This is a genomic window from Pseudomonas sp. ES1, assembly GCF_050586605.1.
GTDB lineage: Bacteria > Pseudomonadota > Gammaproteobacteria > Pseudomonadales > Pseudomonadaceae > Aquipseudomonas > Aquipseudomonas sichuanensis.
This window is the reverse complement of record NZ_JBOBDM010000051.1, coordinates 1-26,464: the sequence shown is the minus strand read 5'-3', so window position 1 is coordinate 26,464 and position 26,464 is coordinate 1. Positions and strand designations below refer to the sequence as shown.

The 26,464-nt window shown below is 63.8% G+C and carries 27 protein-coding genes and 1 pseudogene; 14 read left to right on the top strand and 14 right to left on the bottom strand.

Annotated features, from left to right (window positions below):
• Positions 1–56: 56 nt before the first annotated feature.
• From minE to minC, 3 genes are all read right to left on the bottom strand, one after another.
• Entirely contained in the window at positions 57–311 is a 255-nt protein-coding gene (gene minE / locus ACQ4N9_RS19980; protein WP_023631120.1) for a cell division topological specificity factor MinE, read from the bottom strand.
• A 3-nt stretch (positions 312–314) separates the two neighbouring features.
• Positions 315–1,127: a septum site-determining protein MinD gene (minD, locus tag ACQ4N9_RS19975; protein ID WP_110996258.1), complete on the bottom strand. Its 813-nt coding sequence runs from the start codon at positions 1,125–1,127 to the stop codon at positions 315–317.
• A 96-nt stretch (positions 1,128–1,223) separates the two neighbouring features.
• Complete coding sequence (gene minC, locus ACQ4N9_RS19970) at positions 1,224–1,979, bottom strand: septum site-determining protein MinC (RefSeq protein WP_390967648.1); 756 nt, start codon at positions 1,977–1,979, stop codon at positions 1,224–1,226.
• A gap of 100 nt (positions 1,980–2,079) precedes the next feature.
• Here minC and ACQ4N9_RS19965 point away from each other — a divergent pair, with 100 nt between their 5' ends.
• Together ACQ4N9_RS19965 and ACQ4N9_RS19960 are read left to right on the top strand one after the other, a co-directional pair.
• Positions 2,080–3,015 carry a lipid A biosynthesis lauroyl acyltransferase gene (locus ACQ4N9_RS19965; protein ID WP_390967649.1) on the top strand — a complete coding sequence of 312 codons (936 nt, stop codon included), beginning with the start codon at positions 2,080–2,082 and terminating at the stop codon, positions 3,013–3,015.
• A gap of 145 nt (positions 3,016–3,160) precedes the next feature.
• Positions 3,161–4,309 (top strand): patatin-like phospholipase family protein, encoded by a 1,149-nt coding sequence (locus ACQ4N9_RS19960; protein WP_390967650.1) that lies wholly within the window; start codon positions 3,161–3,163, stop codon positions 4,307–4,309.
• A 53-nt stretch (positions 4,310–4,362) separates the two neighbouring features.
• Here the strand turns inward: ACQ4N9_RS19960 and ACQ4N9_RS19955 are convergent, their stop codons facing one another.
• Both ACQ4N9_RS19955 and ACQ4N9_RS19950 read right to left on the bottom strand, forming a co-directional pair.
• Positions 4,363–5,178 (bottom strand): MlaA family lipoprotein, encoded by an 816-nt coding sequence (locus ACQ4N9_RS19955; protein WP_323833038.1) that lies wholly within the window; start codon positions 5,176–5,178, stop codon positions 4,363–4,365.
• Complete coding sequence (locus tag ACQ4N9_RS19950; RefSeq protein WP_125857773.1) at positions 5,171–6,469, bottom strand: serine/threonine protein kinase; 1,299 nt, start codon at positions 6,467–6,469, stop codon at positions 5,171–5,173. Before ACQ4N9_RS19950 ends, ACQ4N9_RS19955 begins: the two co-directional genes overlap by 8 nt.
• 219 nt (positions 6,470–6,688) lie before the next feature.
• Here ACQ4N9_RS19950 and ACQ4N9_RS19945 point away from each other — a divergent pair, with 219 nt between their 5' ends.
• Positions 6,689–7,042 carry a hypothetical protein gene (locus ACQ4N9_RS19945; RefSeq protein WP_390967651.1) on the top strand — a complete coding sequence of 118 codons (354 nt, stop codon included), beginning with the start codon at positions 6,689–6,691 and terminating at the stop codon, positions 7,040–7,042.
• Positions 7,043–7,071: 29 nt separating this feature from the next.
• Here the strand turns inward: ACQ4N9_RS19945 and ACQ4N9_RS19940 are convergent, their stop codons facing one another.
• Both ACQ4N9_RS19940 and moaA read right to left on the bottom strand, forming a co-directional pair.
• The gene (locus ACQ4N9_RS19940; RefSeq protein ID WP_390967652.1) at positions 7,072–7,971 is read right to left on the bottom strand and encodes a bestrophin family protein; all 900 of its coding nucleotides are present in this window, start codon (positions 7,969–7,971) and stop codon (positions 7,072–7,074) included.
• A 22-nt stretch (positions 7,972–7,993) separates the two neighbouring features.
• Entirely contained in the window at positions 7,994–8,998 is a 1,005-nt protein-coding gene (gene moaA, locus ACQ4N9_RS19935) for a GTP 3',8-cyclase MoaA (protein WP_110996250.1), read from the bottom strand.
• A 315-nt stretch (positions 8,999–9,313) separates the two neighbouring features.
• Here moaA and ACQ4N9_RS19930 point away from each other — a divergent pair, with 315 nt between their 5' ends.
• A complete protein-coding gene (locus ACQ4N9_RS19930) occupies positions 9,314–11,641 on the top strand; it encodes an FdhF/YdeP family oxidoreductase (RefSeq protein ID WP_390967653.1) in 2,328 nt (775 codons plus the stop codon).
• Between the two features lie 209 nt (positions 11,642–11,850).
• Here the strand turns inward: ACQ4N9_RS19930 and ACQ4N9_RS19925 are convergent, their stop codons facing one another.
• A complete protein-coding gene (locus tag ACQ4N9_RS19925; protein WP_125463055.1) occupies positions 11,851–12,309 on the bottom strand; it encodes an Lrp/AsnC family transcriptional regulator in 459 nt (152 codons plus the stop codon).
• Positions 12,310–12,462: 153 nt separating this feature from the next.
• Between ACQ4N9_RS19925 and ACQ4N9_RS19920 the strand changes: the two genes are divergently transcribed.
• Entirely contained in the window at positions 12,463–13,638 is a 1,176-nt protein-coding gene (locus ACQ4N9_RS19920; protein WP_347151598.1) for a trans-sulfuration enzyme family protein, read from the top strand.
• 100 nt (positions 13,639–13,738) lie between these two features.
• Here ACQ4N9_RS19920 and ACQ4N9_RS19915 read toward each other — a convergent pair whose 3' ends face one another.
• The gene (locus ACQ4N9_RS19915) at positions 13,739–13,975 is read right to left on the bottom strand and encodes a YdcH family protein (protein WP_125463057.1); all 237 of its coding nucleotides are present in this window, start codon (positions 13,973–13,975) and stop codon (positions 13,739–13,741) included.
• A gap of 115 nt (positions 13,976–14,090) precedes the next feature.
• Between ACQ4N9_RS19915 and ACQ4N9_RS19910 the strand changes: the two genes are divergently transcribed.
• The 5 genes from ACQ4N9_RS19910 to ACQ4N9_RS19890 all read left to right on the top strand — a co-directional run bounded on the left by ACQ4N9_RS19910 (position 14,091) and on the right by ACQ4N9_RS19890 (position 18,839).
• On the top strand, positions 14,091–14,459 hold the full coding sequence (locus ACQ4N9_RS19910; protein WP_153787162.1) for a 5-carboxymethyl-2-hydroxymuconate Delta-isomerase: 369 nt from the start codon (positions 14,091–14,093) through the stop codon (positions 14,457–14,459).
• A 160-nt stretch (positions 14,460–14,619) separates the two neighbouring features.
• A complete protein-coding gene (locus ACQ4N9_RS19905) occupies positions 14,620–16,257 on the top strand; it encodes a phosphoethanolamine transferase (RefSeq protein WP_390967654.1) in 1,638 nt (545 codons plus the stop codon).
• A 150-nt stretch (positions 16,258–16,407) separates the two neighbouring features.
• Positions 16,408–17,541 (top strand): ribonuclease D, encoded by a 1,134-nt coding sequence (rnd, locus tag ACQ4N9_RS19900; RefSeq protein ID WP_390967655.1) that lies wholly within the window; start codon positions 16,408–16,410, stop codon positions 17,539–17,541.
• Complete coding sequence (locus tag ACQ4N9_RS19895) at positions 17,538–17,831, top strand: YcgL domain-containing protein (RefSeq protein ID WP_390967656.1); 294 nt, start codon at positions 17,538–17,540, stop codon at positions 17,829–17,831. Before rnd ends, ACQ4N9_RS19895 begins: the two co-directional genes overlap by 4 nt.
• Positions 17,832–17,906: 75 nt before the next feature.
• On the top strand, positions 17,907–18,839 hold the full coding sequence (locus tag ACQ4N9_RS19890) for a D-2-hydroxyacid dehydrogenase (RefSeq protein ID WP_390967657.1): 933 nt from the start codon (positions 17,907–17,909) through the stop codon (positions 18,837–18,839).
• A 132-nt stretch (positions 18,840–18,971) separates the two neighbouring features.
• Here ACQ4N9_RS19890 and ACQ4N9_RS19885 read toward each other — a convergent pair whose 3' ends face one another.
• On the bottom strand, positions 18,972–19,565 hold the full coding sequence (locus tag ACQ4N9_RS19885; protein WP_390967658.1) for a nitroreductase family protein: 594 nt from the start codon (positions 19,563–19,565) through the stop codon (positions 18,972–18,974).
• Between the two features lie 145 nt (positions 19,566–19,710).
• On the opposite strand from ACQ4N9_RS19885, the gene ACQ4N9_RS19880 reads away from it, so the two are divergent.
• Both ACQ4N9_RS19880 and ACQ4N9_RS19875 read left to right on the top strand, forming a co-directional pair.
• Positions 19,711–20,160 (top strand): YcgN family cysteine cluster protein, encoded by a 450-nt coding sequence (locus tag ACQ4N9_RS19880; protein ID WP_232880653.1) that lies wholly within the window; start codon positions 19,711–19,713, stop codon positions 20,158–20,160.
• A gap of 42 nt (positions 20,161–20,202) precedes the next feature.
• Positions 20,203–21,411 carry a hypothetical protein gene (locus ACQ4N9_RS19875; RefSeq protein ID WP_125857782.1) on the top strand — a complete coding sequence of 403 codons (1,209 nt, stop codon included), beginning with the start codon at positions 20,203–20,205 and terminating at the stop codon, positions 21,409–21,411.
• A gap of 533 nt (positions 21,412–21,944) precedes the next feature.
• Here ACQ4N9_RS19875 and ACQ4N9_RS19870 read toward each other — a convergent pair.
• Positions 21,945–23,351, bottom strand: a complete 1,407-nt coding sequence (locus ACQ4N9_RS19870) for a PAAR domain-containing protein (RefSeq protein WP_390967659.1) — start codon at positions 23,349–23,351, stop codon at positions 21,945–21,947.
• Between the two features lie 321 nt (positions 23,352–23,672).
• Here ACQ4N9_RS19870 and ACQ4N9_RS19865 point away from each other — a divergent pair.
• A pseudogene (locus ACQ4N9_RS19865) lies at positions 23,673–24,434 on the top strand (aldehyde dehydrogenase family protein); the annotation flags it as partial.
• A 168-nt stretch (positions 24,435–24,602) separates the two neighbouring features.
• Here the strand turns inward: ACQ4N9_RS19865 and ACQ4N9_RS19860 are convergent.
• A complete protein-coding gene (locus ACQ4N9_RS19860; protein ID WP_046856681.1) occupies positions 24,603–25,073 on the bottom strand; it encodes an RNA methyltransferase in 471 nt (156 codons plus the stop codon).
• A 72-nt stretch (positions 25,074–25,145) separates the two neighbouring features.
• On the bottom strand, positions 25,146–25,511 hold the full coding sequence (locus tag ACQ4N9_RS19855; protein ID WP_110992478.1) for a YajD family HNH nuclease: 366 nt from the start codon (positions 25,509–25,511) through the stop codon (positions 25,146–25,148).
• 132 nt (positions 25,512–25,643) lie between these two features.
• On the opposite strand from ACQ4N9_RS19855, the gene ACQ4N9_RS19850 reads away from it, so the two are divergent.
• The gene (locus ACQ4N9_RS19850) at positions 25,644–25,922 is read left to right on the top strand and encodes a hypothetical protein (protein ID WP_125463066.1); all 279 of its coding nucleotides are present in this window, start codon (positions 25,644–25,646) and stop codon (positions 25,920–25,922) included.
• Here the strand turns inward: ACQ4N9_RS19850 and ACQ4N9_RS19845 are convergent.
• A complete protein-coding gene (locus ACQ4N9_RS19845; RefSeq protein ID WP_390967660.1) occupies positions 25,919–26,392 on the bottom strand; it encodes a cyclic nucleotide-binding domain-containing protein in 474 nt (157 codons plus the stop codon). The two genes, ACQ4N9_RS19850 and ACQ4N9_RS19845, sit on opposite strands and share 4 nt — an antisense overlap.
• Positions 26,393–26,464: the final 72 nt, after the last annotated feature.

Below are 26,464 nucleotides of genomic sequence, written 5' to 3'. Positions count from 1 at the left end.
ATGGCCATCGCGGGGCAAGCCCGCTCCCACAAGGTATACCTGGGGCTGCTGAAGGCTCAGCGATCAGGCAGGGTGATGTTCAGTTCCAGAATCGAGCAGCTGCCCTGGTTTTCCAGTTCGATCTGCACGTCATCATTGCCGATGTTGACGTACTTGCGAATCACCTCGACCAGCTCTTTCTGCAGGGCAGGCAGGTAGTCCGGGGTGCTGCGCTGGCCACGCTCGTGCGCCACGATGATCTGTAGACGCTCTTTCGCTACCGACGCGCTGCTCTGTTTCTGTCTGCCACGAAAGAAGTCAAAAAGGTTCATGGTTTACTTGCCTCCAAACAGGCGTGCGAAGAATCCTTGCTTCGGCACTTCGATGAACCGCAGTGGCTTGGGCTTGCCCAGCAGGCGGTCGACGGTGTCACTGTACGCCTGGCCGGCATCGCTCTGGTCATCGAGGATGACCGGGATGCCCTGGTTGGACGCCTTGAGCACTGCCTGGGATTCGGGAATGACACCCAGCAGTTCGACCGAGAGGATTTCCTTGACGTCTTCGACGCCCAGCATTTCGCCCTTCTCGACACGCTCTGGGTGGTAGCGGGTGATCAGCAGGTGTTCCTTGATCGGGTCGTCACCTTGTTCCGCGCGGCGCGACTTGCTCGACAGCAGGCCGATCATGCGGTCGGAGTCACGTACCGAGGAGACTTCCGGGTTGGTCACGACGATGGCTTCGTCGGCGAAGTACATCGCCAGGTGCGCGCCTTTCTCGATACCGGCCGGCGAGTCGCAGACGACGAACTCGAACTGCTCCTTGAGCTCCATCAGCACCTTTTCCACGCCTTCCTTGGTCAGTGCGTCCTTGTCGCGGGTCTGGCTGGCGGCCAGCACGTACAGGTTCTCGAGGCGCTTGTCCTTGATCAGTGCCTGTTGCAGGTTGGCTTCGCCGTTGACCACGTTGACGAAGTCGTACACCACGCGGCGTTCGCAGCCCATGATCAGGTCGAGGTTACGCAGGCCGACGTCGAAGTCGACGATGACAGTCTTGTGCCCACGCAGTGCGAGGCCGGTACCGATAGCGGCGCTGGTGGTGGTCTTGCCCACACCCCCCTTGCCGGAAGTAACCACGAGAATCTTGGCCAAGGTGTTTCACCCCTAAATAATCGGGACAGGCGTCCCTGCAAATACAAAAAAACGGCAACGGTAAAAAGTTGCGCTAAAAATGCCGGCAAGTATCCGTTAAAGACGGGTGATGTTCAACACGTCACCGGACAGGCTGACCTGTACGCCCGAGCCCCACAGCGGGTCGCGGCGCAGGTCTTCACAGACTTTGTACTGGCCGGCGATGGAGACCATTTCTGCGGTCATCTGCTGGCAGAAGATGCGCGCCTTGGTATTGCCCTTGATCCCCGCCAGGGCCCGGCCACGCATGGCGCCGTACACATGGATGTTGCCATCGGCAAGAAGTTCCGCGCCCGGGCTGACGGAGCCGGTGACCACCAGGTCGCCACCCTGAGCATAGATCTGCTGGCCGCCGCGCACCGTCGTGGTGATGATGCGCGTCGGGCGCACTTCGGGTTCGGCTGGCGCCGGTGGCGGTGCAGGTTCGGCGGGTTTCACCTCTGGCTCCGGCTCCAGCGGGCGCTCGCGGGCACCGGAAGGCGGCAGCACCGGCAGGTCGATGGCGATCGCCGCGGCGATGTCCTCGATGCGGTTGGCGCGGATCGCCAGGGTGCGCAGGCCATGATGGCGGCAGACGCGCATCAGCCCGGGCAGGTCGATGGCGCCCTCGTCAGGGGGCAGCTTGTCCAGCGCCAGCACCAGCGGCGTGTTGCTGAAGAAGTTCGGCGCCTGCGCCACCTTCGCCGCCAGCTGGCGGTCGAGGGATTCGAGGTCGTTGCGCGCCAGTTCCAGCACGGTGATGGCAAGCATGCTGCCCTTGAGCTGGAACACGGGGGCGTTGTCGGGTGTCTGGTTAGGGCTCATGGTCTGCATAGACGGCTTGTTGCGAGAAAAGTGCCCTGACTTATAGCGATAAGACCGATTGCCCGCAACCGATGTAGAATGCCCGGCCCTTGTCTTGCCGGAAGCTTCAATGGAACGCCCGCGTTTTCGCCGCCAATTTCTCCACCCGCGATTCTGGGCCCTGTGGCTTGGCCTGGGCCTGTTGTGGCTGGTCGCCCAGTTGCCTTACCGCGCATTGCTCGGGCTCGGCCGCGCTCTCGGTGCGCTGATGTACCGGGCGGCCGGCGAACGCCGCCGCATTGCCGCGCGCAACCTTGAATTGTGTTTCCCCGAGCTTTCCAGCGACGAACGGCAGCGCCTGCTCAAGGAAAATTTCGCCTCCACTGGCATCGCCTTCTTCGAAATGGCCATGAGCTGGTGGTGGCCACAGGCCCGCCTGGCCCGCCTGGCGCACATCGAAGGCATCGAACACCTGCAGGCTGCCCAGCGTGAAGGGGAGGGGGCGATCCTCATGGCCGTGCACTTCACCACCCTGGAGATCGGCGCCGCGCTGCTGGGCCAGGTTCACACCATCGACGGGATGTACCGTGAGCACGGCAATCCGGTGTTCGACTTCATCCAGCGCCGTGGCCGCGAGCGCCACAACCTCGATTCGCTGGCGGTGGAGCGCGACGATGTGCGCGGCATGCTCAAGCTGCTGCGCAAGGGCCGGGCGATCTGGTATGCGCCCGACCAGGATTACGGCATGAAGCAGAGCATCTTCGTGCCGCTGTTCGGCATCCCGGCCGCCACCGTTACCGCCACCAGCAAGTTCGCCCGCCTGGGCAAGGCCCGGGTGATCCCCTTCACCCAGAAGCGCCTGGAAGATGGCAGTGGCTACCGCCTGGTGGTGCACCCGCCGCTCGAAGGCTTCCCGGGGGAGACCGAAGAGGCTGACTGCCTGCGCATCAACCAGTGGGTCGAAGGTGTGCTGCGCGAATGCCCGGAGCAATACCTGTGGGCGCACCGGCGGTTCAAGTCGCGGCCTGAGGGCGAGCCGCGGCTGTACGACAAGAAAAAGCGCTGAGTCTTTCGATTGCAGGGCCGGCCTCATCGCTGGCAAGCCAGCTCCCACAGGGATCTTGCATAACCTGTGCCCGGCGATGTACCTGTGGGAGCTGGCTTGCCAGCGAAAAGGCCCTAGAACCAACCAGTAATCCAGGAAGGACTCGATGACCCCCACCACCGGCCTGATCCTCTCCGGCGGCGGCGCCCGCGCTGCTTACCAGGTTGGCGTGCTCGCCGGCATCGCCGAGCTGCTGCCGCCCGGCGCGGCCAACCCGTTCCCGGTGATCGTCGGCACTTCCGCCGGTGCCATCAACGCGGTCAAGCTGGCCAGCGGCGCCACCCGCTTCGCCGAATCGGTGCAGCACCTGACTGCCTTCTGGCAGAACTTTCGCAGCCACCTGGTACTGCGCAGCGACTGGCCTGGGGTTATCCGCCAGGCCAGCCGTTTCGTCGGCCACAGCCTGCTGGGCCTGGGCGGCCAGGTACCGGTGGCACTGCTCGACAGCCGCCCGCTACGCAAACTGCTGCATCAGCACCTGGACCTGGACGGCATTGCCCATTCACTGGCCGCCAACCAGCTGCGCGCCATCGCCGTGACCGCCTTCGGTTATGAGTCCGGCCAGGCGGTGACCTTCTATCAGGGCCGCGACACCATCGAGCCCTGGCTGCGCCACCGGCGCATCGGCATGCCCACGCCGCTGACCATCGACCATCTGTTGGCCAGCTCCGCCATCCCGCTGCTGTTCGCCCCGGTGCGGCTCGGCGAGGAGTTTTTCGGCGACGGTGCGGTACGCCAGTCGGCGCCGATCAGCCCGGCCCTGCACCTGGGGGCCAGCCGCGTGCTGGTGGTGGGCGTCAGTGGCAACCCACAGCGCCCGGCGCCGCCGTTGCCCACCCAGCGAGTGTTCAGCGGCCAGCAGCCGAGCCTGGCGCAGATCGGCGGGCACATGCTCAACAGCACCTTCATCGACAGCCTCGAAGACGACATCGAGTTGCTGCAACGCCTCAACCACCTCAGCCACATGCTGCCAGCGCACCTCGATGCACGGCGCCTGGGGCTGGCACCGATCGAGGTGCTGGTGGTGGCGCCAAGCCAGCCGCTGGACGAGATTGCCGCGCGGCACCGGCGCGACTTGCCGGCGGCGCTGCGGCTGTTCCTGCGCGGACCGGGGGCGACCAGGACCAGTGGTGCAGGGGTGCTCAGCTATCTGCTGTTCGAGGCGAGCTATTGCAGCGAGCTGATCGAGCTGGGGCGCAAGGATGCGTTGGCCAAGAAGCGCGAGTTGTGCCAGTTCCTCGGTTTGCCGGGCTGAGCGGTCTCCTGTAGGAGCGGCGCAAGGCCGCTCCTACAGAGGCGGTGCAGGTGCTATTCGGCGATCTGCAACTTGCGCGCCTGGGTGTACACGTAGCGCAGCTTTTCATACTCGAACGGCGAGTTGGTCTGGCCATAGCTGAAGTTGGTGCTGTTGCGCTTGTCTATGGCCCGCATCAGCGTGATCTCTGGGTGCTCTTCGGCAGACTCCGGCACGTCCAGGTAATTGACCGCCTGCTCGCCCACGTAATCCACCACCAGCCCGGTGGTGTCGCGCAGGTTCGACGGCCCGAGGATCGGCAGCATGATGTACGGCCCTTCCGGGACGCCATAGAAGCCCAGCGTCTGGCCAAAGTCCTCGCTCTGGCGTGGCAGCCCCATGCTGGTCGCCGGGTCCCACAGCCCGCCGACACCGAGAATAGTGTTGAACATCAGCCGCGCGGTGATTTGTGCCGAGCGCTTGGCCTTGAGCTGGAACACGCTGTTGAACAGGTTCGGCACATCGCCCAGGTTGTTGAAGAAGTTGTTCACCCCGGTGCGCACGAAGCTTGGGGTGATGTAGCGGTAGCCATCGACCACCGGCAGGAACACCCACTGGTCGAAGCGGTAGTTGAAGTGATAGATGCGCCGGTTCATCGCTTCCAGCGGGTCATAGATGTTCAACGCCGCCAGGGTCGAGCGCTCGAACTCGCGCTGGTCCAGGCCCGGGTTGAACTTGAGTTCGCGCAGCGGATCGAGGAACCCATCGGGTTCTGCCGTGAGGGCCGGGGCCTTGTCGGCCTCGACCACGCTGGCCCGGGGCGCGACTTCCTCGGCCAGGGCGCAGCTGCTGGCGAGCAGGGCGGTGACGAGCAGCAATCGGTTAACCACGGAAAAACTCCAGCATGGCGTCGCTGTTGACGCGGTAATTGAGGTTGCCGCAGTGGCCGCCGTGGGGGTACAGGGTCAGGCGCTCGCCGAACACCCGGCGCAGGAAACCGATGTCGCCGGGGCCGAGGATCACGTCGTCGGCGTTGTGCATCACGGCGATCTTCGGGCTGTCGTGCAGGTAGTCGGCGAGGGCGTACAGGCTGACCTGGTCGATCAGCTGCAGCAGGCTGTTGCCGTCGGTGCGCGCGCGCCACATGGGGATCACCTGCTCGGTCAGGTAACAGTCGAAATCGCACTGCAGGGCACGCTTGAAGAACGGCGTGAGGCTGGTGGTTTCGGTGATCGGGTACTTCGGCGGAATGATCAGGCCGCGGCGGTTGATCAGGTCGGAGGTGAAGGCGATGTCGGCTGCCGAGAAGCGGAACGAGGTGCCGATCAGCATGGCCATCTGTTCGTTGGACAGGTGCTGGCGCGACTGCTGGAAGTCGTACAGCAAGGCTTCGTTGAGGTCGATGTAGCCCTTGTCCTGGAAGTAGCGGGTGAGCTTTTCCAGCATCAGTTCGTAGAACGTGGTGCTCTTGTCGATGCCCTTGACCCGGGTCTGCACCAGTTTGTCCAGGTTGCTGATCGAGGTGTACAGGTTGACCGGCGGGTTGAGCAGCAGCACGCGCTTGAAGTTGAAGCTGCGCCGGGTTTCGTCCAGCTTGCTGACGAACGCTGCATCCAGCGCCCCCAGGCTGTAGCCCGTCAGGTAGTACTCGCTGACCGGCAGGCGCGGGTGCTGGGCGCGCACCGCCTGCATCACCCGGTACAGGTCCTTGGCATCCTCGGCGCTCACGCCAGGCGTGGCGAAGCGCGAGGCCGCGCTCATGAAGTCGTAGCTGGTCGGCGAGGACAGCTGCACCACGTGGTAGCCGGCCTGATAGAACAGTTTTTTCAGGTATTCGTTGATCGAGCTGAAGTAGGGCGCGCCGGTACCGGCGATCAGGAAGATCAGCGGCGCCTCGTGGTCCTGCCTGGCCAGGCGGTAACGCAGTTTCTTCACTGACCAGAAGTTGTCCGGCAGGGTGAACTCGCGTTCCGGGCGCAGGGTGAGGCTGTAGTCGTCCTGGTTGATCTCATCGTCACTGGGCAGCGTCGGGCGTTGCTCAGGCGGCGTGGTGGCGATGGTCGCCTCGAACGGGTTGGTCAATGGGTAGCCGTAGCTCGCGGCATCGATATCCCGCGCCGAAGCGGCCGCAGCCATGAGCAGGCCGCCAAGCAGCGCGGCGAGGCGCAAAGATCGAAGCATGTAGTCCCCCAGAAAAACGCAAGGTCGTGCAGTTTGTACGCAGGCTAGGACCATGGTCGGCACGGCAAAGTTGCCTGCCGTTCATACCTTTGTCGCACCAGATGTTGTTGTCCACGGCAATGTCTGTGTTGTGCAACATAGCCGCTGGGCCATGATTTTGCCTTACATCGGCCCGTGAGCGATCATTCACGCTTTCGATTGCCGCTATTGGAGAACCGGATGTCCCGTTCGTGGCCGCTCATTGCCTTGCTGCTGTTCCTGCCCCTGTGGCTGGCTGCCAGTTATGGCGTGCGTTATGGCTTGATGGAAGCGCCCCAGTGGGTCGGCTTGTGCTCGCAGCCGGGGGAGATCTGGCAGTGCCAGGTGCGCTCGCTGCTGGGCTTGGGCATTCATTTCCAGGTGATCGCCTGGAGCGCGTTGGGGCTGGCGCTGGTCGCCCAGCTTGTTCCGGGCCGCCTGGGTAGGTGGCTGGCAGTGCTGGCGCTGGTGTTCGGGCTGCCGGCGCTGGTGCTGTATACCGCGAGCATCGCGGTGTTCGCGGTGGTGCTGGCAGGCTTGCGCTTGGTCAGGTGATTACCGGCTTGCTGGGGCGGGCTGAAACCTCAACTCAGCACGTGATCCACAGGCTCCAATGCCGGCGGCAAAGGCTCGTGCCCCAACGCCGCCAGCACATCGCGCTCGAGGGTGCGTACCAGCGCATCGGTCGGCAGGTCGTTTTCATCCCGGCCGAACGGGTCTTCCAGCTCGTTGCCAATGGCATCCAGGCCGAAGAAGGTGTAGCTGACGATGGTGGTGAACAGCGGCGCCAGCCAGCCCAGCGGTTCGGCCAGGGCGAACGGCAGCAGCAGGCAGAAGATATAGATGGTGCGGTGCAGCAGCAGGGTGTAGGGGAATGGCAGCGGCGTACCCTTGATCCGCTCGCAGGTGGCCTGCACCTCCGACAGGCCCGACAGGCGCTGTTCCAGGGTGGTGTAACGAAACTCGCTGATCAGCTGTTGCTGCGCCAGCCGCGAACATTGCGCACCGATGTCCTGCAGGATGCCGTTGCACAGGTTGTGCGGGGTCAGCGGCGCCTGCTCGGCCAGCCAGGGGCGGGCGGCGCGCAGTTCGTCCTCGTTGCGCAGCCGGGCATTCAGGGCGTGGGCAAAACCGCACAGGCTGCGCAACATCGTCGAGCGCAGTTGGGCATCCTCGATCACCACGCTTTCACGCACGAACGAACGCACCTCGATGATCATCCGCCCCCAGGCCTTGCGCCCTTCCCACCAACGGTCGTAGCAGGCGTTGTTGCGAAAGCTCATGAAGATCGACAGTGACAGCCCGAGCAGGGTGAACGGGGTGGCGCTGACCGGGTAGAACAACGCCGGGTAGTGCCGCTCGATGAGCACGATCAGTGCGGCCAGCAGGGTGACCATCAGGCAGCGCACAGCGATGCGCTTGACGATCGAACCCTTGAGGGTAAACAGCACGCGCAGCAGGTCGGGGCGGGAGTGGACGATCAAGAGGGGTTCCCGAGGCGGCCGCTCAGCCGCCGGTCATGTTCATGAAACGCAGGATCTGCACCTCGCCACCCACTTCGAAGTGGTGGCGCCAGGGCTTGAGCTGCATGGCCTCGCGGATGGCCTTGTCGAGGCGGGCGCTGTCGCCGGGGTGCTGGCGCAGCACCTGCTTGAGGTCCAGCGAGTGCTCGTTGCCCAGGCACAGCAGCAGGCGGCCTTCGACGGTCAGGCGCACGCGGTTGCAGGTGGCGCAGAAGTTGTGGCTGTGGGGCGAGATGAAACCGACCCGGGTGTTCGGCGCTTCGGCCAGGCGCCAGTAGCGGGCCGGGCCTTGGGAGGATTCGGCCGATTCGATCAGGCTGAAGTGCCCGGCCAGGCGCTCGCGCACATCGTCGCTGGAGCAGTAGGACTCGCCGCGCTGGTGTTCGCTGATCACCCCAAGGGGCATTTCCTCGATGAACGAGATGTCCAGCTCGCGGTCGATGGCGAAGCGCACCAGGTCGACGATCTCGTCGTCGTTGCGGCCCTTGAGCACCACGGCGTTGAGCTTGGTGCGACGAAAACCGGCGGCGCGCGCGGCATCGATGCCGGCGATCACCTGGTGCAGGTCACCGGTGCGGGTCAGGGCGCGGAAGCGCTCGGGGTCGAGGCTGTCGAGGCTGATGTTCAGGCGCGACACGCCGGCATCGAACAGCGGCTGGGCCAGGCGGCCGAGCTGCGAGCCATTGCTGGTCAGGCACAGTTCACGCAGGCCGGGCAGGGCGGCGATACGTTCGCAGAGCCCGACGATGCCCTGGCGGACCAGGGGTTCACCGCCGGTCAGGCGGATCTTGCGGGTGCCCAGGGCGACGAAGCGTTCGGCCACCTGATAGAGCTCTTCGAGGCTGAGGATCTGCTGGCGCGGCAGGAACTGCATGTCCTCGGCCATGCAGTAGACGCAGCGGAAATCGCAACGATCGGTGACCGACATCCGCAGGTAGTCGACCTTGCGGTTGAAACCGTCGATCAGGGCCTGGGGGTTCTGTTCCACGTGGGTGCTCGAAGGGCTGGGGGCTATGCAATCCAAGCTATCGCCTGGGGCCAGACCCGTCAAATCGCTTTCCCTGACCGCTTGATCAATGGCCTCTATCAAGGGCCAGGCAGATGCGCGTACGGCATTCTCGTGGGAGCGGGCTTGCCCCGCGAAAGGTCTATTACAGACACCTGAAACCCATGATCGACACCGCCTATCACCCCGTCAGACATTTCGATTGGACGCCCCCACACCACCCTCCATAGGCTGGAAAAAAACAGCGGACAACGTGATCCGCCGCACCTTTACCATGCCCGCGTGAGGATTGACCGCATGAGCCAGGACCAACACATCAGGGACTACAAGGGGCCGGCCGCTGGCTGGGGCGCGCTCAAGAGCGTGACCAAGAGCTGGCTGGGCAGCGAGAACGCCTTCAAGAACCTGCGGGCCATGCTCAAGACCAACCAGAACGGCGGCTTCGACTGCCCCGGTTGCGCCTGGGGCGAGTCGCCGGAAAGCGACATGGTCAAGTTCTGCGAGAACGGCGCCAAGGCGGTCAACTGGGAAGCCACCGGCCGCTCGGTGGACCCGGCTTTCTTCGCCAAGTACAGCGTCAGCGCGCTGCTGGAGCAGACCGACTACTGGCTCGAGTACCAGGGCCGGCTGACCCACCCGATGCGCTATGACGCGGCCACCGATCACTATGTCGAAACCAGCTGGGACGAGGCCTTCGCCCTGATCGGCCAGCACCTGAACAGCCTCGAGTCGCCCGACCAGGCCGAGTTCTACACCTCGGGCCGGGCCAGCAACGAGGCGGCGTTCCTCTACCAGCTGTTCGTTCGCGCCTACGGCACCAACAACTTCCCCGACTGCTCGAACATGTGCCACGAAGCCAGCGGCGTGGGCATGTCGCAAACCCTCGGGGTGGGCAAGGGCACCGTGGTGTTCCATGACCTGGAGCTGGCCGACGCGATCTTCGTCATCGGCCAGAACCCCGGCACCAACCACCCGCGCATGCTCGAACCGCTGCGTGAGGCGGTCAAGCGCGGCGCCCAGGTGGTGTGCTTCAACCCGCTCAAGGAGCGCGGGCTGGAACGCTTCCAGCACCCGCAGCACCCGCTGGAGATGCTCAGCAACGGCTCCGAGTCCACCAGTACCGCGTACTTCCGCCCGGCGCTGGGCGGCGACATGGCGGCCATGCGTGGCATCGCCAAGTACCTGTTGCAGTGGGAGCGCGAAGCGCAGCTCAACCATGAACCGGCGGTGTTCGACCATGCCTTCATCGCCGAGCACACCAGTGGTGTCGAGGCTTACCTGGCCGTGGTCGAGGCCACGCCCTGGGACCATATCGTCGAGCAGTCCGGCCTGACCAAGGCCGAGATCGAGCTGGCGGCGCGCATGTACCGCAAGGCCGAGCGGGTGATCATGTGCTGGGCCATGGGTGTGACCCAGCACCGCCACTCGGTGGCGACCGTGCAGGAAATCGTCAACCTGCAGCTGCTGCGCGGCAACGTCGGCAAGCCCGGTGCCGGCCTGTCACCGGTACGCGGCCACAGCAACGTGCAGGGCGACCGCACCATGGGCATCGACGAAAAACCCAAGGCGCAACTGCTCGACGCCCTGGAAAAGCGCTTCCAGTTCAAGGTGCCGCGTGCCCATGGCGACAACGCCGTGCTGGCGATCAAGGCCATGGAGGAGGGGCGGGCCAAGGTGTTCGTCGCCCTGGGCGGCAACTTCGCCCAGGCCACCCCGGACACGCCACGCACCCACGCGGCGCTGCGCAACTGCGCGCTGACCGTGCAGATCTCCACCAAGCTCAACCGTTCGCACCTGGTGACCGGGCGCGACGCGCTGATCCTGCCGTGCCTGGGCCGTACCGAGATCGATAGCCAGGCCGAGGGCCCGCAAGGGGTGACGGTCGAAGACACCTTCAGCATGGTGCACATCTCCCATGGCCAGCTGAAGCCGCGCTCGCCGCACCTGCGCTCGGAGCCGGCGATCGTTGCCGGCATGGCCAAGGCCACCCTGGGCAACACGCCGATCGATTGGGAATACGCGATTGCCGACTACGGCCGCATCCGCAGCATGATTGCCGATGTGATTCCGGGCTTTGCCGATTTCAACGAGCGGTTGCAGCATCCGGGCGGTTTCCACCTGGGCAACAACGCGGCAGACCGCACCTTCCGTACCGCCACCGGCAAGGCGTGCTTCACCCCGAGCCGATTGCCCGAGCAACTGGTCAACGAGCAGGTGCTGGCCCGTGGCGACAAGCCCGACCTGATCCTGCAGACCCTGCGCTCCCACGATCAGTACAACACCACCCTGTACGGGCTGGATGACCGCTATCGCGGGGTGTTTGGCCTGCGCGAAGTGGTGTTCGTCAACGAGGCCGATATCCGCCGCCTGGGTTTCGAGCCGGGCGAGCAGGTGGACCTGGTGTCGCTGTGGGCGGATGGCCGCGAGCGGCGGGTGTCGGGGTTCCGCCTGGTGGCCTATGACGTGCCCGAGGGGCAGGCGGCGGCGTACTACCCGGAGACCAACCCGTTGGTGCCGTTGGAGAGTTATGGCGACGGCACTTACACGCCAACCTCGAAGTTCGTCGCGATCAAACTGGAGAAGGCCAGCGCGGGGAACCGGATCGCGGCGGCAGCGGCTGACTGATCGGTTGCCGGTCAGGGCTTCATCGCCGGCAAGCCGGCTCCCACAGGGACAATGCGAACCACTGTGGGAGCCGGATCGAGACGGCAGCGGCTGACTGATCGGTTGCCGGTCAGGGCCTCATCGCCGGCAAGCCGGCTCCCACAGGGATAATGCGAACCACTGTGGGAGCCGGCTTGCCGGCGATGAGGTCGGGCCTGCAGGCAGCGAAATCAGCGGCTCACCGGATACGCCGTGGTGTACTTCATCTGCTCCATGGCAAAGCTCGAGGTGATGTTCGACAGCCCGTCGGTGCTGGTGATCAGTTTCTTGTAGAAGCGGTCGTAGGCGGCGATGTCGCCCACCACCACCCGCAGCATGTAGTCCCAGTCGCCGGACATGCGGTACACCTCCATCACCTCCTCGAACGCGGTCACTGTGGCGGCGAACTGCGCCAGCCAGGCGCTGTCGTGGCGCTGGGTCTTGAGCTGGACGAACACCGTCAGGCCCAGGCCCAGGCGCTGGGGGTCGAGCAGGGCGACGCGGCCGCGGATATAACCTTCGTCCTCCAGGCGCTTGACCCGCTTCCAGCAGGGGGTTGTGGTCAGGTTGACCGCTTCGGCCAGGTCCTTGAGGGAGATCGAGGCGTCGCGCTGGAGCAGGGTGAGGATGTGCTGGTCGAAACTGTCCATGTCGCTGTTGGGCTCCAGGCGAGAAAAAGTTTCCCGAGATTAGCCGTTGGCGATGCAGCTTGGAATCGCTATGGCCCGCATAAGGTAATAATGTTCTGGCTGGCGCCGGTCGCTGGCGGATATGAGATAGTTGCGCTTTTCCATCCCTAGTCAATGGACCCGACCATGTCCGAAAAGCCGCGCAATTTCGCCACCCGCACCATCCACGCCGGCGAGCAGTCCAGCGTTGCCGACAACGCCATCTTCCCGGCCATCGTCACCTCCAGCTCGTTCATCAAGCGTGGCCTGGACGACAACCCCGAATACGCCTACAGCCGGGTCAGCAACCCCACCCGGCATGCCTATGAGACCTGCGTGGCGGCCCTGGAGGAGGGTGTCGGCGCGGTGGCCTGTGCTTCTGGCGTCAGCGCGACGGCCACGGTGCTCGAGCTGCTGTCCAAGGATGCCCACGTGGTGGTGATGAACGGCGTCTACGGCGGCACCTTCCGCCTGCTGGAAGACTACCGCGGGCGCACCTCGGGCCTGACCACCACCTACGTCGACCTCAACGACGTCGAGGCCGTGGCCGCGGCGATTCGCCCGAACACGCAACTGATCTGGATCGAGTCGCCGACCAACCCCTTGCTGCACCTGGTCGATATCAAGGCGGTCTGCGACCTGGCCCGCGCACGCGGCATCATGACCTGCATCGACAACACCTTCTGCTCGCCGTGGAACCAGCAGCCGATCACATTGGGCGTGGACCTGGTGATGCACTCGGCGAGCAAGTACATCGGCGGCCACTCCGACCTCACCGGCGGCGTGGTGGTGGCGGCCAACGACGAACTGCTGGGGCGCCTGCGCAAGATCAGCATGGCGGTGGGGGCGATCCAGGGGCCGTTCGATTGCTACCTGGCGTTGCGCGGGCTGAAGACCCTTGATGTGCGTATGGAGCGCCAGAGCGCCAACGCACTGCGCGTGGCGCAGTACCTGGAAGGCCATCCGCAGGTCGAGCAGGTGTATTACCCGGGGCTTCAGAGCCACCCGCAGCATGAATTGTGCAAGCGCCAGATGCGCACCGGCGGGGCCGTGGTGGCCATTCGCATCAAGGGTGACCGGGCTGCGGTCAACCGCCTGGTCGAGGCGTTGCAGATCTTCGTCCTGGCCGATTCGCTGGGCGGCGTGGAGAGCATGATCAACCATTCCTGGAGTATGTCGCACAACTCGCTCAGCCCTGAGCAGAAGGGCGTGATGGGGATCAGCGAGAACCTGGTGCGGTTGTCGATGGGGATCGAGGATTATCGGGATCTGATCGAGGACCTGGATACGGCGCTCAAAGCGTCGGCTTAAGGGCTGCTGACGTCATCGCGGGGCAAGCCCGCTCCCACGCACATGGGAGCGGGCTTGCCCCGCGATCATTTTGAAGGGTTTACCCGGTTATCCGGGGTGTTCAGGACTTGGGCGGATGGACGATCCGTTCGATCTTGTCCTTGATCAGCAGCCGCTCCTTGCGTAACAGGTTGACCTTGTCGTCGGCGCTGCCGTTGCCTTCGGCAGCCACCACTTCCTTGTCCTTGGCGTTGTAGTCCTTGTGCAGCTTGTGCAGGTCCTGATTCTTGTCGATCAGGGCCTGGAACTGGTCGGCGCTAACGTGCAGGTCTGCGAGCAAATCGTGCGGAACTGGCATTTCTTCACCTCTTCAGGGTTGGCGAACGGGCCTGAATCATGAGGATAGTCGCCTTTGCCCCAATGGGGGACTGGGTTAGGCTGTCGCACACCCTCCCTTGACCGGAACCTGCGCCATGCCTCACCTGAACCTGGAATACAGCGACAACCTGGGCGAACTCAACGTCGACCTGCTGCTGTTGCGCCTGAACCACGCCCTGGTGGGCAGCGGCCAGTTTGCCGACGAAGCCGACATCAAGAGCCGCGCCCAGGCCTTCGCCAAGTACCGGGTGGGCACGGCACCGGGTGAGCGTGCCTTCGCCCATGTACGCCTGGCGATCCTCAGCGGGCGCTCGGAGCAGGTGAAGCAGCAGTTGTCGGGCAGCCTGCTCGCGGTGCTGCAGGAGGCGATCCCTGCCCAGGCCGGGCTGGATATCCAGCTGTGCGTGGAGGTGCTGGACATCGACCGTGAGCCCTACGCCAAGCTGCGTCTGCCGGCTGAATAAAAGCTGAATGAAACTTGTTTAATTGGTGAAAGCTGCATTCCGACCAATTGTTACCAAGTTTTTCACAAAAAATTGATGCTAGCCTTCTTAGAGTTCGGCCAACTTCCCAAGGTGCCCGCCCGGGCACCCTGGCCGCTCATGAACTCTACCTGCGAATGCCATGCTCAACGTCAAATCCCTGCGGACTGAATGGGTCACGCTGCTGGCCAGCCTTTACCTGTTGATCGGCCTTAACACCTTCCTCTGGCAACACCTGCAAGCCATCGTGCCGCCCGGCATGGTGGGGCTGTGGCTGGGGCTGGCATTCGCCGTGCTGATGTTGTTCGCCTTCAATCTGATATTGACCTTGTTGGCATTCAAGTATGTGTTGAAACCGGTATTGATCCTGTTGTTCATGAGCGGCGCGGGCGTTGCCTATTTCATGAATCAATATGGCGTGCTGATCGATACCGGCATGTTCCGCAATGTGGCGGAAACCAACGTTGCGGAAGTTCGCGACCTGCTGTCGATCAAGTTTGCGCTGTATATCGTGCTGCTCGGCGTGCTGCCGTCGCTGTTGGTATGGAAGGCAAAAATTGCCTATCGCCCCTGGTACCGCGAAGTGCTGGGCAAATTGGTGGTAACGGGGGCCTGTGTGGCGGCGCTGGGCTCGGTGGCACTGGTCAACTACCAGGGGCTTTCATCGCTGTTTCGCAACCACCATGAACTGCGCCTGATGCTTACCCCGAGCAATATCGTCGGTGCGTCCATTGGTTATGTCAGCGAACAGTTGGGTACTGCGTCACGGCCTTTCCAGCCCTACGGTACGGATGCCCACCGTGATGCCGCCTGGCAGCACCATGAGCGCAAGTCGCTGACCGTGCTGGTGGTGGGTGAAAGTGCCCGCGCCGAGAACTTCGGCCTGCTTGGCTATGCCCGCGACACCACGCCGAACCTGGCCAAACAGCAGGGCCTGCTGAGCTTTACCGATGTGCACTCGTGCGGTACCGAAACCGCCGTGTCGGTGCCGTGCATGTTCTCTGGCATGACCCGCAAGGACTATGACGCCCGCGTGGCCAAGAACCGCGAAGGCCTGCTCGACATCCTCCAGCGCGCCGGCCTGGCCGTGCAGTGGCGTGACAACCAGTCCGGCTGCAAGGGCACCTGCGACCGCGTGCAGTTCATCGACGTGAGCAACCTTACCGACCCGGCCCTGTGCGCCAACGGCGAGTGTCACGACGAGATCCTCCTGCAGGGCCTGGGCGAGCTGATCGACAACCTCGACAAGGACACCGTGCTGGTGCTGCACCAGATGGGCAGCCACGGCCCCGAGTATTTCAAACGCTACCCGACGGGCAGCGAGCCGTTCACCCCGGTGTGCCGCAGCAATGCGCTGAACCAGTGCAGCCAGGCGGAAATCGTCAACGGCTACGACAACACCCTGGCCTACACCGACAAGGTGCTTGGCTCGCTGATCGATACCCTGCGCAGCAAGCAGGACAAAGTCGACACGGCGATGATCTACCTGTCCGACCACGGCGAGTCGCTGGGTGAATACAACCTTTACCTGCACGGCACCCCCTACGTGATGGCGCCGGAGCAGCAGAAGCACGTGCCGCTGTTGACCTGGTTCTCCGACAGCTACCAGCAGGACTTCGGCCTGGACACCGACTGCCTGGCCAAGCTGCGCGACGCGCCACTGTCCCAGGACAACCTGTTCCACTCGATGCTCGGCCTGTTGCAGGTACGCACCGATGTCTACCAGCAGTCGCTGGACATGTTCGCCAGCTGCCGGCCGTGGCTGGCGGCGGGGCGCTGAGCCACGGTGTTTACGCCATCGCGGGCTTGTCCCGCGATGGATAAACCCGGTCACCGTCCGGGCAACCGCCCGGCACCATGGATGGCGCGAGGTTTCACCCCCAGGGGCCGCGCCGTATATACTGCGCGCCAATGTTAGTGGGAGAGCCTCGTGGCCATCGAAATTCACTGGATCCGTGACGACCAGACCCTGGCCGAGCACTGCCAAAGCTGGCGCGAACTGCCCTTCGTAGCGCTCGACACCGAATTCATGCGGGTCGACACCTTCTACCCGAAAGCCGGCCTGATCCAGGTGGGCGTCGGCGAGCACGCCTACCTCATCGACCCTTTGCTGATTGGTGACTGGCAGCCGTTGGCCGAGCTGCTCGACGACACGGCCGTGGTCAAGGTGCTGCACGCCTGCAGCGAAGACCTCGAAGTGCTGCTGCGCCTGACCGGCAAGCTGCCGCAGCCGTTGTTCGACACCCAGCTGGCCGCCGGTTACCTGAACATTGGCTTCTCCATGGGCTACTCGCGCCTGGTGCAGGAAGTCCTGGGGCTTGAACTGCCCAAGGGCGAGACCCGCTCCGACTGGCTGCGGCGCCCACTGTCCGATACCCAGGTGAGCTACGCCGCCGAGGATGCCGTGCACCTGGCCGAGCTGTTCAGCGCGCTGCGCCCGAAATTGTCCGACGACAAGTACGCCTGGGTCCTCGACGACGGCGCCGAGCTGGTCGCCGCGCTGCGCCGTGAAGTCGAGCCAGAGACCCTGTACCGCGATGTCAAGCTGGCCTGGAAGCTGGGCCCTCAGCAGTTGGCTGTGCTGCGCGAACTGTGCGCCTGGCGCGAGCGCGAAGCCCGCAGCCGCGACGTACCGCGCAACCGTATCCTCAAGGAACACTCGTTGTGGCCCATGGCCAAGAGCCAACCCGGCAACCTGCCGGCCCTGGGCAAGATCGAAGAGATGCACCCGCGCACCATCCGCCAGGACGGCGAGTTCCTCATCCAGCTGATCAAGCGCGCCGCAGGCCTTCCCGCCGAACAGTGGCCGCAGCGCCTGCCTGAGCCGCTGCCGATCGAAGCCGCCGGCATTCTCAAGCGCCTGCGTGCCATCGGCCAGGCCGAAGGCGAACGCCTGCAGATCGCCCCGGAACTGATGCTGCGCAAGAAGACCCTCGAGGCCCTGCTCAAGAGCGGCTACCCCGACGGCCCCTATCAACTGCCCGATTCGCTGCGCGGCTGGCGTCGCGAGCGTATGGGCCAGGCCCTGCTGGACGACCTGGCAGGCGCCGGAGAAGCTCAATGAAACGTATCTGCTCGATTTACAGAAGCCCACGCAAGAACGGCATGTACCTCTACGCGCTCAAGGCCGACGGCCTGGAACGCATCCCGGAAGGCCTGTTGCCGTTCTTTGGCACGCCGGTGCACGCCTTCGACCTGGTGCTGACCCCGGAGCGCAAGCTGGCCCGCGAGGACATCGTGAAAGTGCTGGAGAACCTCGACAACCAGGGTTACCACCTGCAGATGCCGCCGCCGGAAGAGGAGTACATCGAGCACCTGCCCGAAGAGCTGCTGCGCCGCAACGACCCGGTCTGATTCGGCCGCGCTCACCCTCATAGCTGCGGCCCGCCTGGCGGGCCGCTTTCGTTGTTTGCCAAGGTTGTGTTTCACATGCGCGTACTGATCGCTGAACAGGATCATGCCAACTACGCCCGCCTGCTCGGCGAGGCAGCACCGGACCTGGAAGTGCTGACCAGCGGCGATTCCGCCGAACTGGCGCGCTTCGCCGCCGACTGCCCGGTGTGGCTGGGCCAGCCGGACCTGCTGGCCAGCCTGCTGCGCCAGGGCCATAAACCTGAGTGGATGCAATCGACCTGGGCGGGCATCACCCCGCTGCTGGCCGATGCGCTGCCGCGTGACTACCGCCTGACCCGGGCGGTGGGCATCTTCGGCCAGGTGATGGCCGAGTACATGCTCACCTACATGCTGGTGCACGAGCGCGAAGTGCTGTCGCGCCTGGTCAGCCAGGTCGAGCGGCGCTGGGACGACCGCCCCGGGCGCAGCCTGGAAGGGCGCCGGGTACTGATCGTCGGCACGGGCGACATCGGCCAGCGGGTCGCCGAGTTCCTCGTGCCCTTTGGCGTGACCCTGTACGGCGTAGCCAGCACTGCGCGCGAGCAGGCACCCTTCGTCGAGGTGGTCGGGCTCGACCAGTTGCCACGCATGGTCGGGCAGGCCGATTACGTGCTCAACCTGCTGCCCGACACCCCGGCTACCCACGACCTCTACGATGCCGCGCTGTTCAAGTGCTTCCAGCCCAGCGCATTGTTCATCAACGCCGGGCGTGGCGCGGCGGTGGTCGATGCGGACCTGGTCGAGGCGCTGAAGGAAGGCCATCTGGCCGGTGCGGTGATCGATGTCTGCCGGCAGGAGCCGTTGCCTGCGCGGCACCCGTTCTGGACCGCCTGGGGGCTGCTGCTGACCGGGCACAGCTCGGCGCCGACCTCGCCGCCGGCGATGGTGCGCTTGTTCGTCGAGAATGTGCGGGCCTATGCCGCGGGGCAGGGGTTGCGCGGCGAAGTGGATTTCGCCCGGGGGTATTGATTGATCTTTGGCCTGTACCGGCCTCTTCGCGGGTAAACCCGCTCCCACAGGGCCCTCACTGATCTTGAGGGCAGTGAAGGCCCTGTGGGAGCGGGTTTACCCGCGAAAAGGCCAGAGCAGCCAGCAGAAGGCTTACAGGCTGAACTCACCCTCAGCCGCCAGCTCGCTCAGCGGCCGGCGCGGGCTTGGCACTTCGCGGGCCTGCAGGCCCTCGGCCAGGGTAGCCTTGTCGCCCAGCTTGCCGATCGCCACCATCGCGTGCAGCGCGTAGCCTTCGGGGATCTTCAGCTCGCTACGGGCCAGGTCCTGGTCGAAGCCGGCCATGCCGTGGGTGTGCCAGCCGCTGATGCTGGCCTGCAGCGCCAGATGGCCCCACGCGGAGCCGGTGTCGAAGGTGTGCCACAGCGCTGGCTTTTCTTCCTCCGAGCCCGGTGCGGCGAAGGTGGTCTTGGAAATCACCAGCACCAGCGCCGAAGCCTGCTGCGCCCAGCTGCGGTTGAACTCGTTGAGGATGCCCAGGTAGCGCTCCCAGTTCGGCGTGTCGCGGCGCGCATAGAGGAAGCGCCAAGGCTGCGAGTTGTAGGCCGACGGCGCCCAGCGCGCGGCTTCGAGGAAGCTCAGCAGGGTCTCCTGGCTGATCGGCTCGGCGGTGAAGGCGCGAGGCGACCAGCGGTTGATGAACTGCTCGTTGATGGCGTAATCGGCAATACGAGGGGTGGCGCTCATGGCTGCTCCTGCAGTGGGCGGGGTAAAGACCGCACGCTACTGCGTCCGGCAAGCACTGACAAGCGGTCTGGCGTTGCCGCCGGACAGCCTCTAGACTGGCGCCGCCGCGCGCCGCGGATTCAAGTTGATTGCAGGAATACGTGTGATGATCGCCGACACCGCGCCCTTCTGGCGGCGCAAGACCCTCGAAGAACTCGACCCGCGCGAGTGGGAGTCGCTGTGCGACGGCTGCGGCCTGTGCTGCCTGCAGAAGCTCGAGGACGAAGAAGACAACAGCGTCTATTACACGAGCATCGCCTGCAAACTGCTCGACCTCACCACCTGCCAGTGCAGCGACTACCCCAATCGCTTCGCCCAGGTGCCCGACTGCATCCAGCTCACCCCGGGCAAGGCCGACCAGTTCAAGTGGCTGCCGCCCACCTGCGGTTACCGCCTGGTCAGCGAGGGCAAGGACCTGCCGGCCTGGCATCACCTGGTCAGCGGCGACCGCGAGCAAGTCCACGAGCAGCGCATTTCCCGGTCCGGGCGCATGCTCAGTGAAAACGATGTGGATGAAGACGACTGGGAAGATCACCTGATTTTCCGCGCTGGTTGAATCGCCCTGGCTTTCGCCTCTGGGGAACAAGGAGTTTTCTGTATGCGTCGCCCGCTGTTGCTGCTGCTTGGCCTATTGGCCAGTTCCCAGGTATTGGCGAAGAAAGTCGACCTCGATTACCAGGTGCGCCTGCTGCCGCAGAGCGGCCAGGCCGAAGTGCGCCTGACCCTGGCCGACGGTAGCGTGGTCCGCAGCCTGGACTTTGACCTGGGCCAGAGCGGCGCCTACAGCGACTTCCTCGCCGACGGCCAGTGGCAGGCCCAGGGCGGCCGTGGTGTGTGGCGCCCGGCCCCCGGCAAGACCAGCCTCAGCTACCGGGTACTGCTCGATCAGGCACAGCCTGGCGCCAGCCATGAGGCGCGGATCACCGCGCATTGGGCGCTGCTGCGCGGTGAGCAACTGGTGCCGCCGGCGCGCCTCGACCAGCAGGACGGCACCGAACTGGTGGCGCGCCTGACCTTCGAGTTGCCCGCCGGCTGGAAGAGCGTGGAAACCGCCTGGCCGCGCATCGGCCGACAGAAATTCCGAATCGACGATGTTTCGCGCCTGTTCGACCGCCCCACGGGCTGGATGCTCGCCGGCAACCTCGGCAGCCGCCGTGCGCGCCTTGGCGAGACCGAAGTCACCGTTGCCGCGCCGCAGGGCCAGGGCATGCGCCGCATGGATACGCTGACCCTGCTGACCTTCGTCTGGCCGCAACTGCAGGCGGTGTTCCCGCGCAACCCGCCCAAGCTGCTGCTGGTCGGTGCCCGGGACGGCATGTGGCGCGGCGCCCTGGCCGGGCACAACTCGCTGTACCTGCACAGCGGCGCCCCGCTGATCAATGACAGCGGCGCCAGCCCGCTGCTGCGCGAAGTGGTACAGCTGTTCGCGCAGATCAACGACCGCGATGGCAGCGACTGGCTCGGCGAGAGCCTCACCGACTACTACGCCACCGAACTGCTGCGCCGGGCAGGCGGCATCAGCGATGACCGCTACCAGGCCTTGCAGGCCCGCTTGCACAAGCAGGGCGCCAAGGTGACTCAGCTCAAGGGCGCCAAGGCCGACGCCGCGCAAGTCGCCCGCGGGGTGTTGCTGTTGCAGGCGCTGGACCGCGAGATCCGCCTGCACAACCACGACAAGCGCTCGCTGGACGATGTGGCGCGGGCACTGATGCGCCTGTCCAGCGTGAGCACAGAAGAGTTCGTGCAGATCAGCGAGAACGTGCTCGGGCGCCAGTCCGAGGTGTTGCAGAGCAAGCTGTTGCGGTAGAGATGCTCCTGTGAATCAGCCCATCAAGTGATGGTGAGCGGCTCTCTGAATTTTCAAGAGAAAGGAGGCTGCTGGTGACTCTTACGTTTGTATTCAGGCTGTCTACCAAAGGGAGAAATTTTAGAACATGGAATTTCAACGCTTGATTTGTCTTTCCATCCTAATGGCGGATGAATGCGCCCAAGATCAGCCATGTCATACCTGAAAGTAGTAACCATGAAGCCACCTGCATTCGTCGTTTAAGGTAGCGGGGGAACTGTATTGCATCGTCCGCATGCACGAGGCCCCGCTTTACGAAGTATCTAGGGCAGAGCGCAACTCCGTTCAGAGTCGACACAACGGATATTCTCGATTTTACCCCCTTCCTGCCCCACGTTTGAATGGCACTTGTCAAGCACTTGCTACGCCTTAGTGTGTAAGTAAGAGCATGGTAGTGACGTGAGCAGGCGAGGTGAACAGTCATGGAAAGCCCAGCAAGCCCTAATATGAAGGGCGCCATAGATAAAGTCAGGCGCCAAAGCGTATTCAGGGTTTCAGTGGCGCTCAATAAGCTCATAAAGTTCCTCTCCTATTTGTTCGCCTCCACTCATTCCCGCGACGCTGGTGCCGAGTGCGCTAACGCCAGTGACCACGATTGAACAGGCGGCACTTGCGGGACCCAGGCCAATGCAGGCAAAGCCTGCAACTGCTCGACCGACTGCCCCTCCTGTCGCGCCACCCGCAAGCCCCCCAGCAAAACTTCCAGACTCCGTGAACTTTATTTTCTTGCAGGCTACATCATCTCCAGCGGTGCAAGCTTCACGAATCTTCAAGAATGAGCCGGCCCCACCTAACACTACGCCCACTCGTCCACCCGCCTGGAGGTATTTAGACATGCTTGCCAGTTTGTCAAGATGAGTCGCGTAACCTGGGATTTGTCCGGCCACACCGGCTTTGCTCCAGTGGTGTACCAAGCTTTTGCTGGAGATTCGCAGATCCCTGCGCAGCGTATCGTAGCTACCAAGGTTCAGTTGTTTGTTCAAGAAGCTGGTTCTAAGTTTTGCATCCAATTCCTTGAATAACTTTTTTCGCTCAGCAAAGAATGCTTGGCTAGCGAGGTTTCCATGCGTTGTGAACTGAGCCTGATGTAGTTTTTCGATGTGCAGTAATGTACTTTTCAACTCGTTGAGTGATTTTGCCATCATTGCCTGGCTTACTCCCATTGCCAAGCTCACATCGCTTAATAGTCCTGCGATCTCTGTCTGATAGCGCATCATGAAATTGGCTTCCTCACGCGTGAGATCACCCAGCGCCGCTCGCGCTCGCTCGGCCGCCGCCATCAGCTCAGCCTCCTCGCGAGTACAGGTATATCCATTATCAGGGTCGCCAATGACGAAAATCTCACCGGCCTTGAAGCCCTGTGCAAATGTCGGGTTGAGCCGTTGCAAGCGGGCAACAGGCAAGGCGCCATGCTTCTCGAACAGCTGCATAAGCAATTGTGGAAATGAAGTGCTGCTCTGCACAATGTGGAAACCGGGCTCAAGCCCACCTGGTGTTGCCCAAACCTCGTTAGATGTCGCCCCGCTTAAGTTTTGCCGAGCTTGCAGGGGCGATTGGCTGCGCAAAGCGCTTGGAGCCGGGCGAGGGATTGCGCCCGCTTGTGGCGTAGCCCGTTGTTCCAGCGGGGCGAGAACGTAGTTGTTACCCGGCGGGCAGCCGCACTGCACCTGCGTGCCGTCGACTACGGCGGGTAGGCCATCCTGGCGCCAACGTGATTCGCCGTCGATGATCGTTCCTTCTTCACCGTAGCTAGGGCAGGGGGTGGTCTTGTCGCCTTCGAGCAGCCAGCGACGCCCTTCGTTGAAGCCACGAGCTTGATTGGCAATGCAGGTTGCGCCGGTGCTGGTTTTGTCGCCATCGAGGCCTTGTCCTTTGCCGAAAATGTTCATGCGCAGGCTCATGTTGAAGCGTCCTTGTGAGTGAAAGCCTGAACGCTAACAGCCTTGATTCAGCGCTTTTTCCCGTTTCAAACGTTAGGGATGCGTCCTACGTTTTTTGCAGAATTGGATGTCAGTTGCCCCCTGAAAGTAGGCTGGCCGGTGAGCTCATCCGCTCCAGATCATGGACGTTGTGTGCTTAGGGAATGGAGATTGAGCATCGCCAAGTCTTCAGTAGGCAGCGATAGCAGCTGACTCTGGCTCGTGCGCGGATGCTCAGTCCAGATTCCGACCGGCACAATCGCTCTGGCATGACCTTCCCCTGCACCCTGGTGGTGCTGGTGCACCGGGTCCACCGACACCGGCCGGCTGTTCCTCAAGTACGCCGCCGAGTCCAACCTCAAACGCATCGTGCTGGAGCTGGGTGGCAAGAACCCGGCCGTGGTCATGAACGACTGCGAGGACCTCGACGAAGTGGCGCAGTTCGTCACCGCCGGTGCGTTCTGGAACATGGGCGAGAACTGCTCGGCGTCCTCGCGCCTGATCGTCCACAAGGACGTCAAGGACGAGCTGCTGGGCCTGATCGGCAAGCACCTGAAGGACTGGAAGCTGGGCGACCCGCTGGACCCGGACAACCGCTTGGGCGCGATGGTCAGCAAGGCGCACTTCGAGAAAGTGAAGTCGTACCTGGAGTACGCCGCCGAGCACAAACTCAGCGTGGTGCAGGGCGGCGAGACCGAAGCTGGCGTGTTCGTGCAGCCGACCATCGTCGACAACGTCGGCCGCGACAACAAACTGTTCGTTGAAGAGATCTTCGGGCCGGTGCTGAGCGTGACCAGCTTCGCGACGATCGATGAAGCCATCGAGCTGGCCAACGACACCGTCTACGGCCTGGCCGCCTCGGCCTACACCGGTAGCCTGCGCAATGCGCTACGTCTATCGCGGGAGATCCGCGCGGGTGTGGTGACGGTGAACTGCTTCGGCGAGGGCGATGCCTCGACGCCGTTCGGGGGCTACAAAGAGTCTGGATTTGGCGGGCGCGACAAGTCGATCTGGGCGCATGATCAGTACACGGAGCTCAAGACCATCTGGATCAACGCTTCGTAAGGCGAGCAACACCGGTGCTGTTCTGACGGAGTTCGGCACCACGCCGGTCCTGGGTTTCCAGGGCCGGCCCCTTCGCGGGTAAACCCGCTCCCACAGGTTCCGTGATGTCCACGAAAACAGCGCTGCGTCTGTGGGAGCGGGCTTGCCCCGCGATGGGGCCAGACCTGCTTACTTGAACTTCGGCCCCGACCGGGTATTCAAGCCCTTGGCCATGCGGTCATACAGCACCACATTCACCGTCGCCGCCAGGTTCATGCAGCCCTGGGTCGGAATGTAGATGGTCTCTTCGCACCACCCCCGCACATCCTCGCTCAGCGAGCCATCCTCAGGCCCGAAGATGTAGATCGCCCGATCCGGGTGGGTGTACTCCGGCAGCGGCCTGGCACCGTCCACCAGCTCCACCGCCACGGGCGTGCAACCCAGCGGGATGATGCGCTGCAGGTCGTCGATACCGATCAGCGGAATGTCGTAGTGCACGCGCTTGGTGTCGGTGACGAAGTCGCGGGCGCGCTCGTAGCGCTTGCCGGTGTAGAACACCGAATTGACCCCGTAACAGCCTGCCGCACGCATCACCGAACCGACGTTCTCGGCGGATTTGGGGTTGAACAGGCCGATGCAGCTGTACCGTTTGTTCGCCACGAGTCGGGCCCTTCGCAAAAAAAGAGCGCGATTATACGGGGTCGCCGACGCGGTGGGGGCGGGAATCGACGTTCAGTCTTTCTTCAGCAGGCTGGCCAGCCCGGCGAACGGGTTATGGGTGGCCACGGCGGTTTTCGGCGAGCTCAGCGAGCCTTCGCTGAAATACTGCTGGTCGGTGTAGCGCGAGTGCTCGTTGTCGTGGCAGTACAGGCACAGCAGTTCCCAGTTCGAGCCGTCCTGGGGGTTGTTGTCGTGGTTGTGGTCACGGTGGTGCACGGTCAGTTCCGACAGGCGCTTGCCGGAGAACTCGCGGGTGCAGCGGCCGCACACGTGGGGGTACATTTTCAGCGCCTTGTCGCGGTAGCCCATTTCCTTGTCGCGCTTGGCGTCGGCGAGGATGCGGTCGAGGCGGGCGGTGGCAGCGGAGGTGGAGCTCATGGTGTTACCTTTTTTCTGATCAGGCGAATGACGGTTATAGCGTCGAGTCTAGCGCGCCTGTGCCGTCAGCGGACAGGCAAAAACGCAAGGATCGGCCTAGCCTGTAGCAAGGTTCCCGACAGGAGGTGGCAGATGTTGCATGCAATCCTCGCCGCGCTGCTGAGCGCTGCCACCCCCATGGCCGATGCCGCCGGCCAACAAGCCGGCTCCCTCACGCCCGCGCCCGGTGCGCCCGGCACGGCGACACCCACGCCGTATCCGCAGATCACCCCGAGCACGCCGCCCAAGGCCGGCGCCAACCGCCCCGGCGCACCGTTGTTACCGCCCATGCCGGTGCCTGGGCCGCCGAAGGATCAGCCGTTGCCTGGGTTGAACCAGGACCCGCCGAAAGCCCCGGGCAAAAACGACTAGACCTGGCGCGCCAGGCTTTGCCCGTCCTGCATGCGCAAGCGCTTGGACAACGCCACCGCCAGGGCGCGGATGATGCGTGCGGCGATGCGCGGCGCGTCCATCAGCATTTTTTCCAGTGAGTCCTTGCCCAGGGTGAGCAATTGGCAGTCGCTGGCCGCGACACAGGTGGCCGAGCGCCGCTCACCGTCGAGCACGGCCATTTCGCCGAAGGCACGGCCCTTGCGCAGGGTGGCGATCTCCACCAGGGCGCCAGTGGCGTCGGTCTTGCGTACCGAGACCACGCCGCGGTGCAGGATGCACATGAACGTGCCGGCATCGCCTTCGCTGAAAATGGTCTGGCCTTCGCTGATCGTGGTGAGGCTGAAATAGCCGGCGGCGGCAAGGTAGTCGCCGGGTTGCAGGGTGTCGAACTGGCCGCAGTCCATGAGCATGTCGCGGATTTCGGCGTTGAGGTGGGATTGGTCGGGCATGTGTTGTTCTTCTTCGAATGTCTTGATCCCTGTGGGAGCGGGGGTGGGAGGTGAGAACGAAGGAGAATCCCC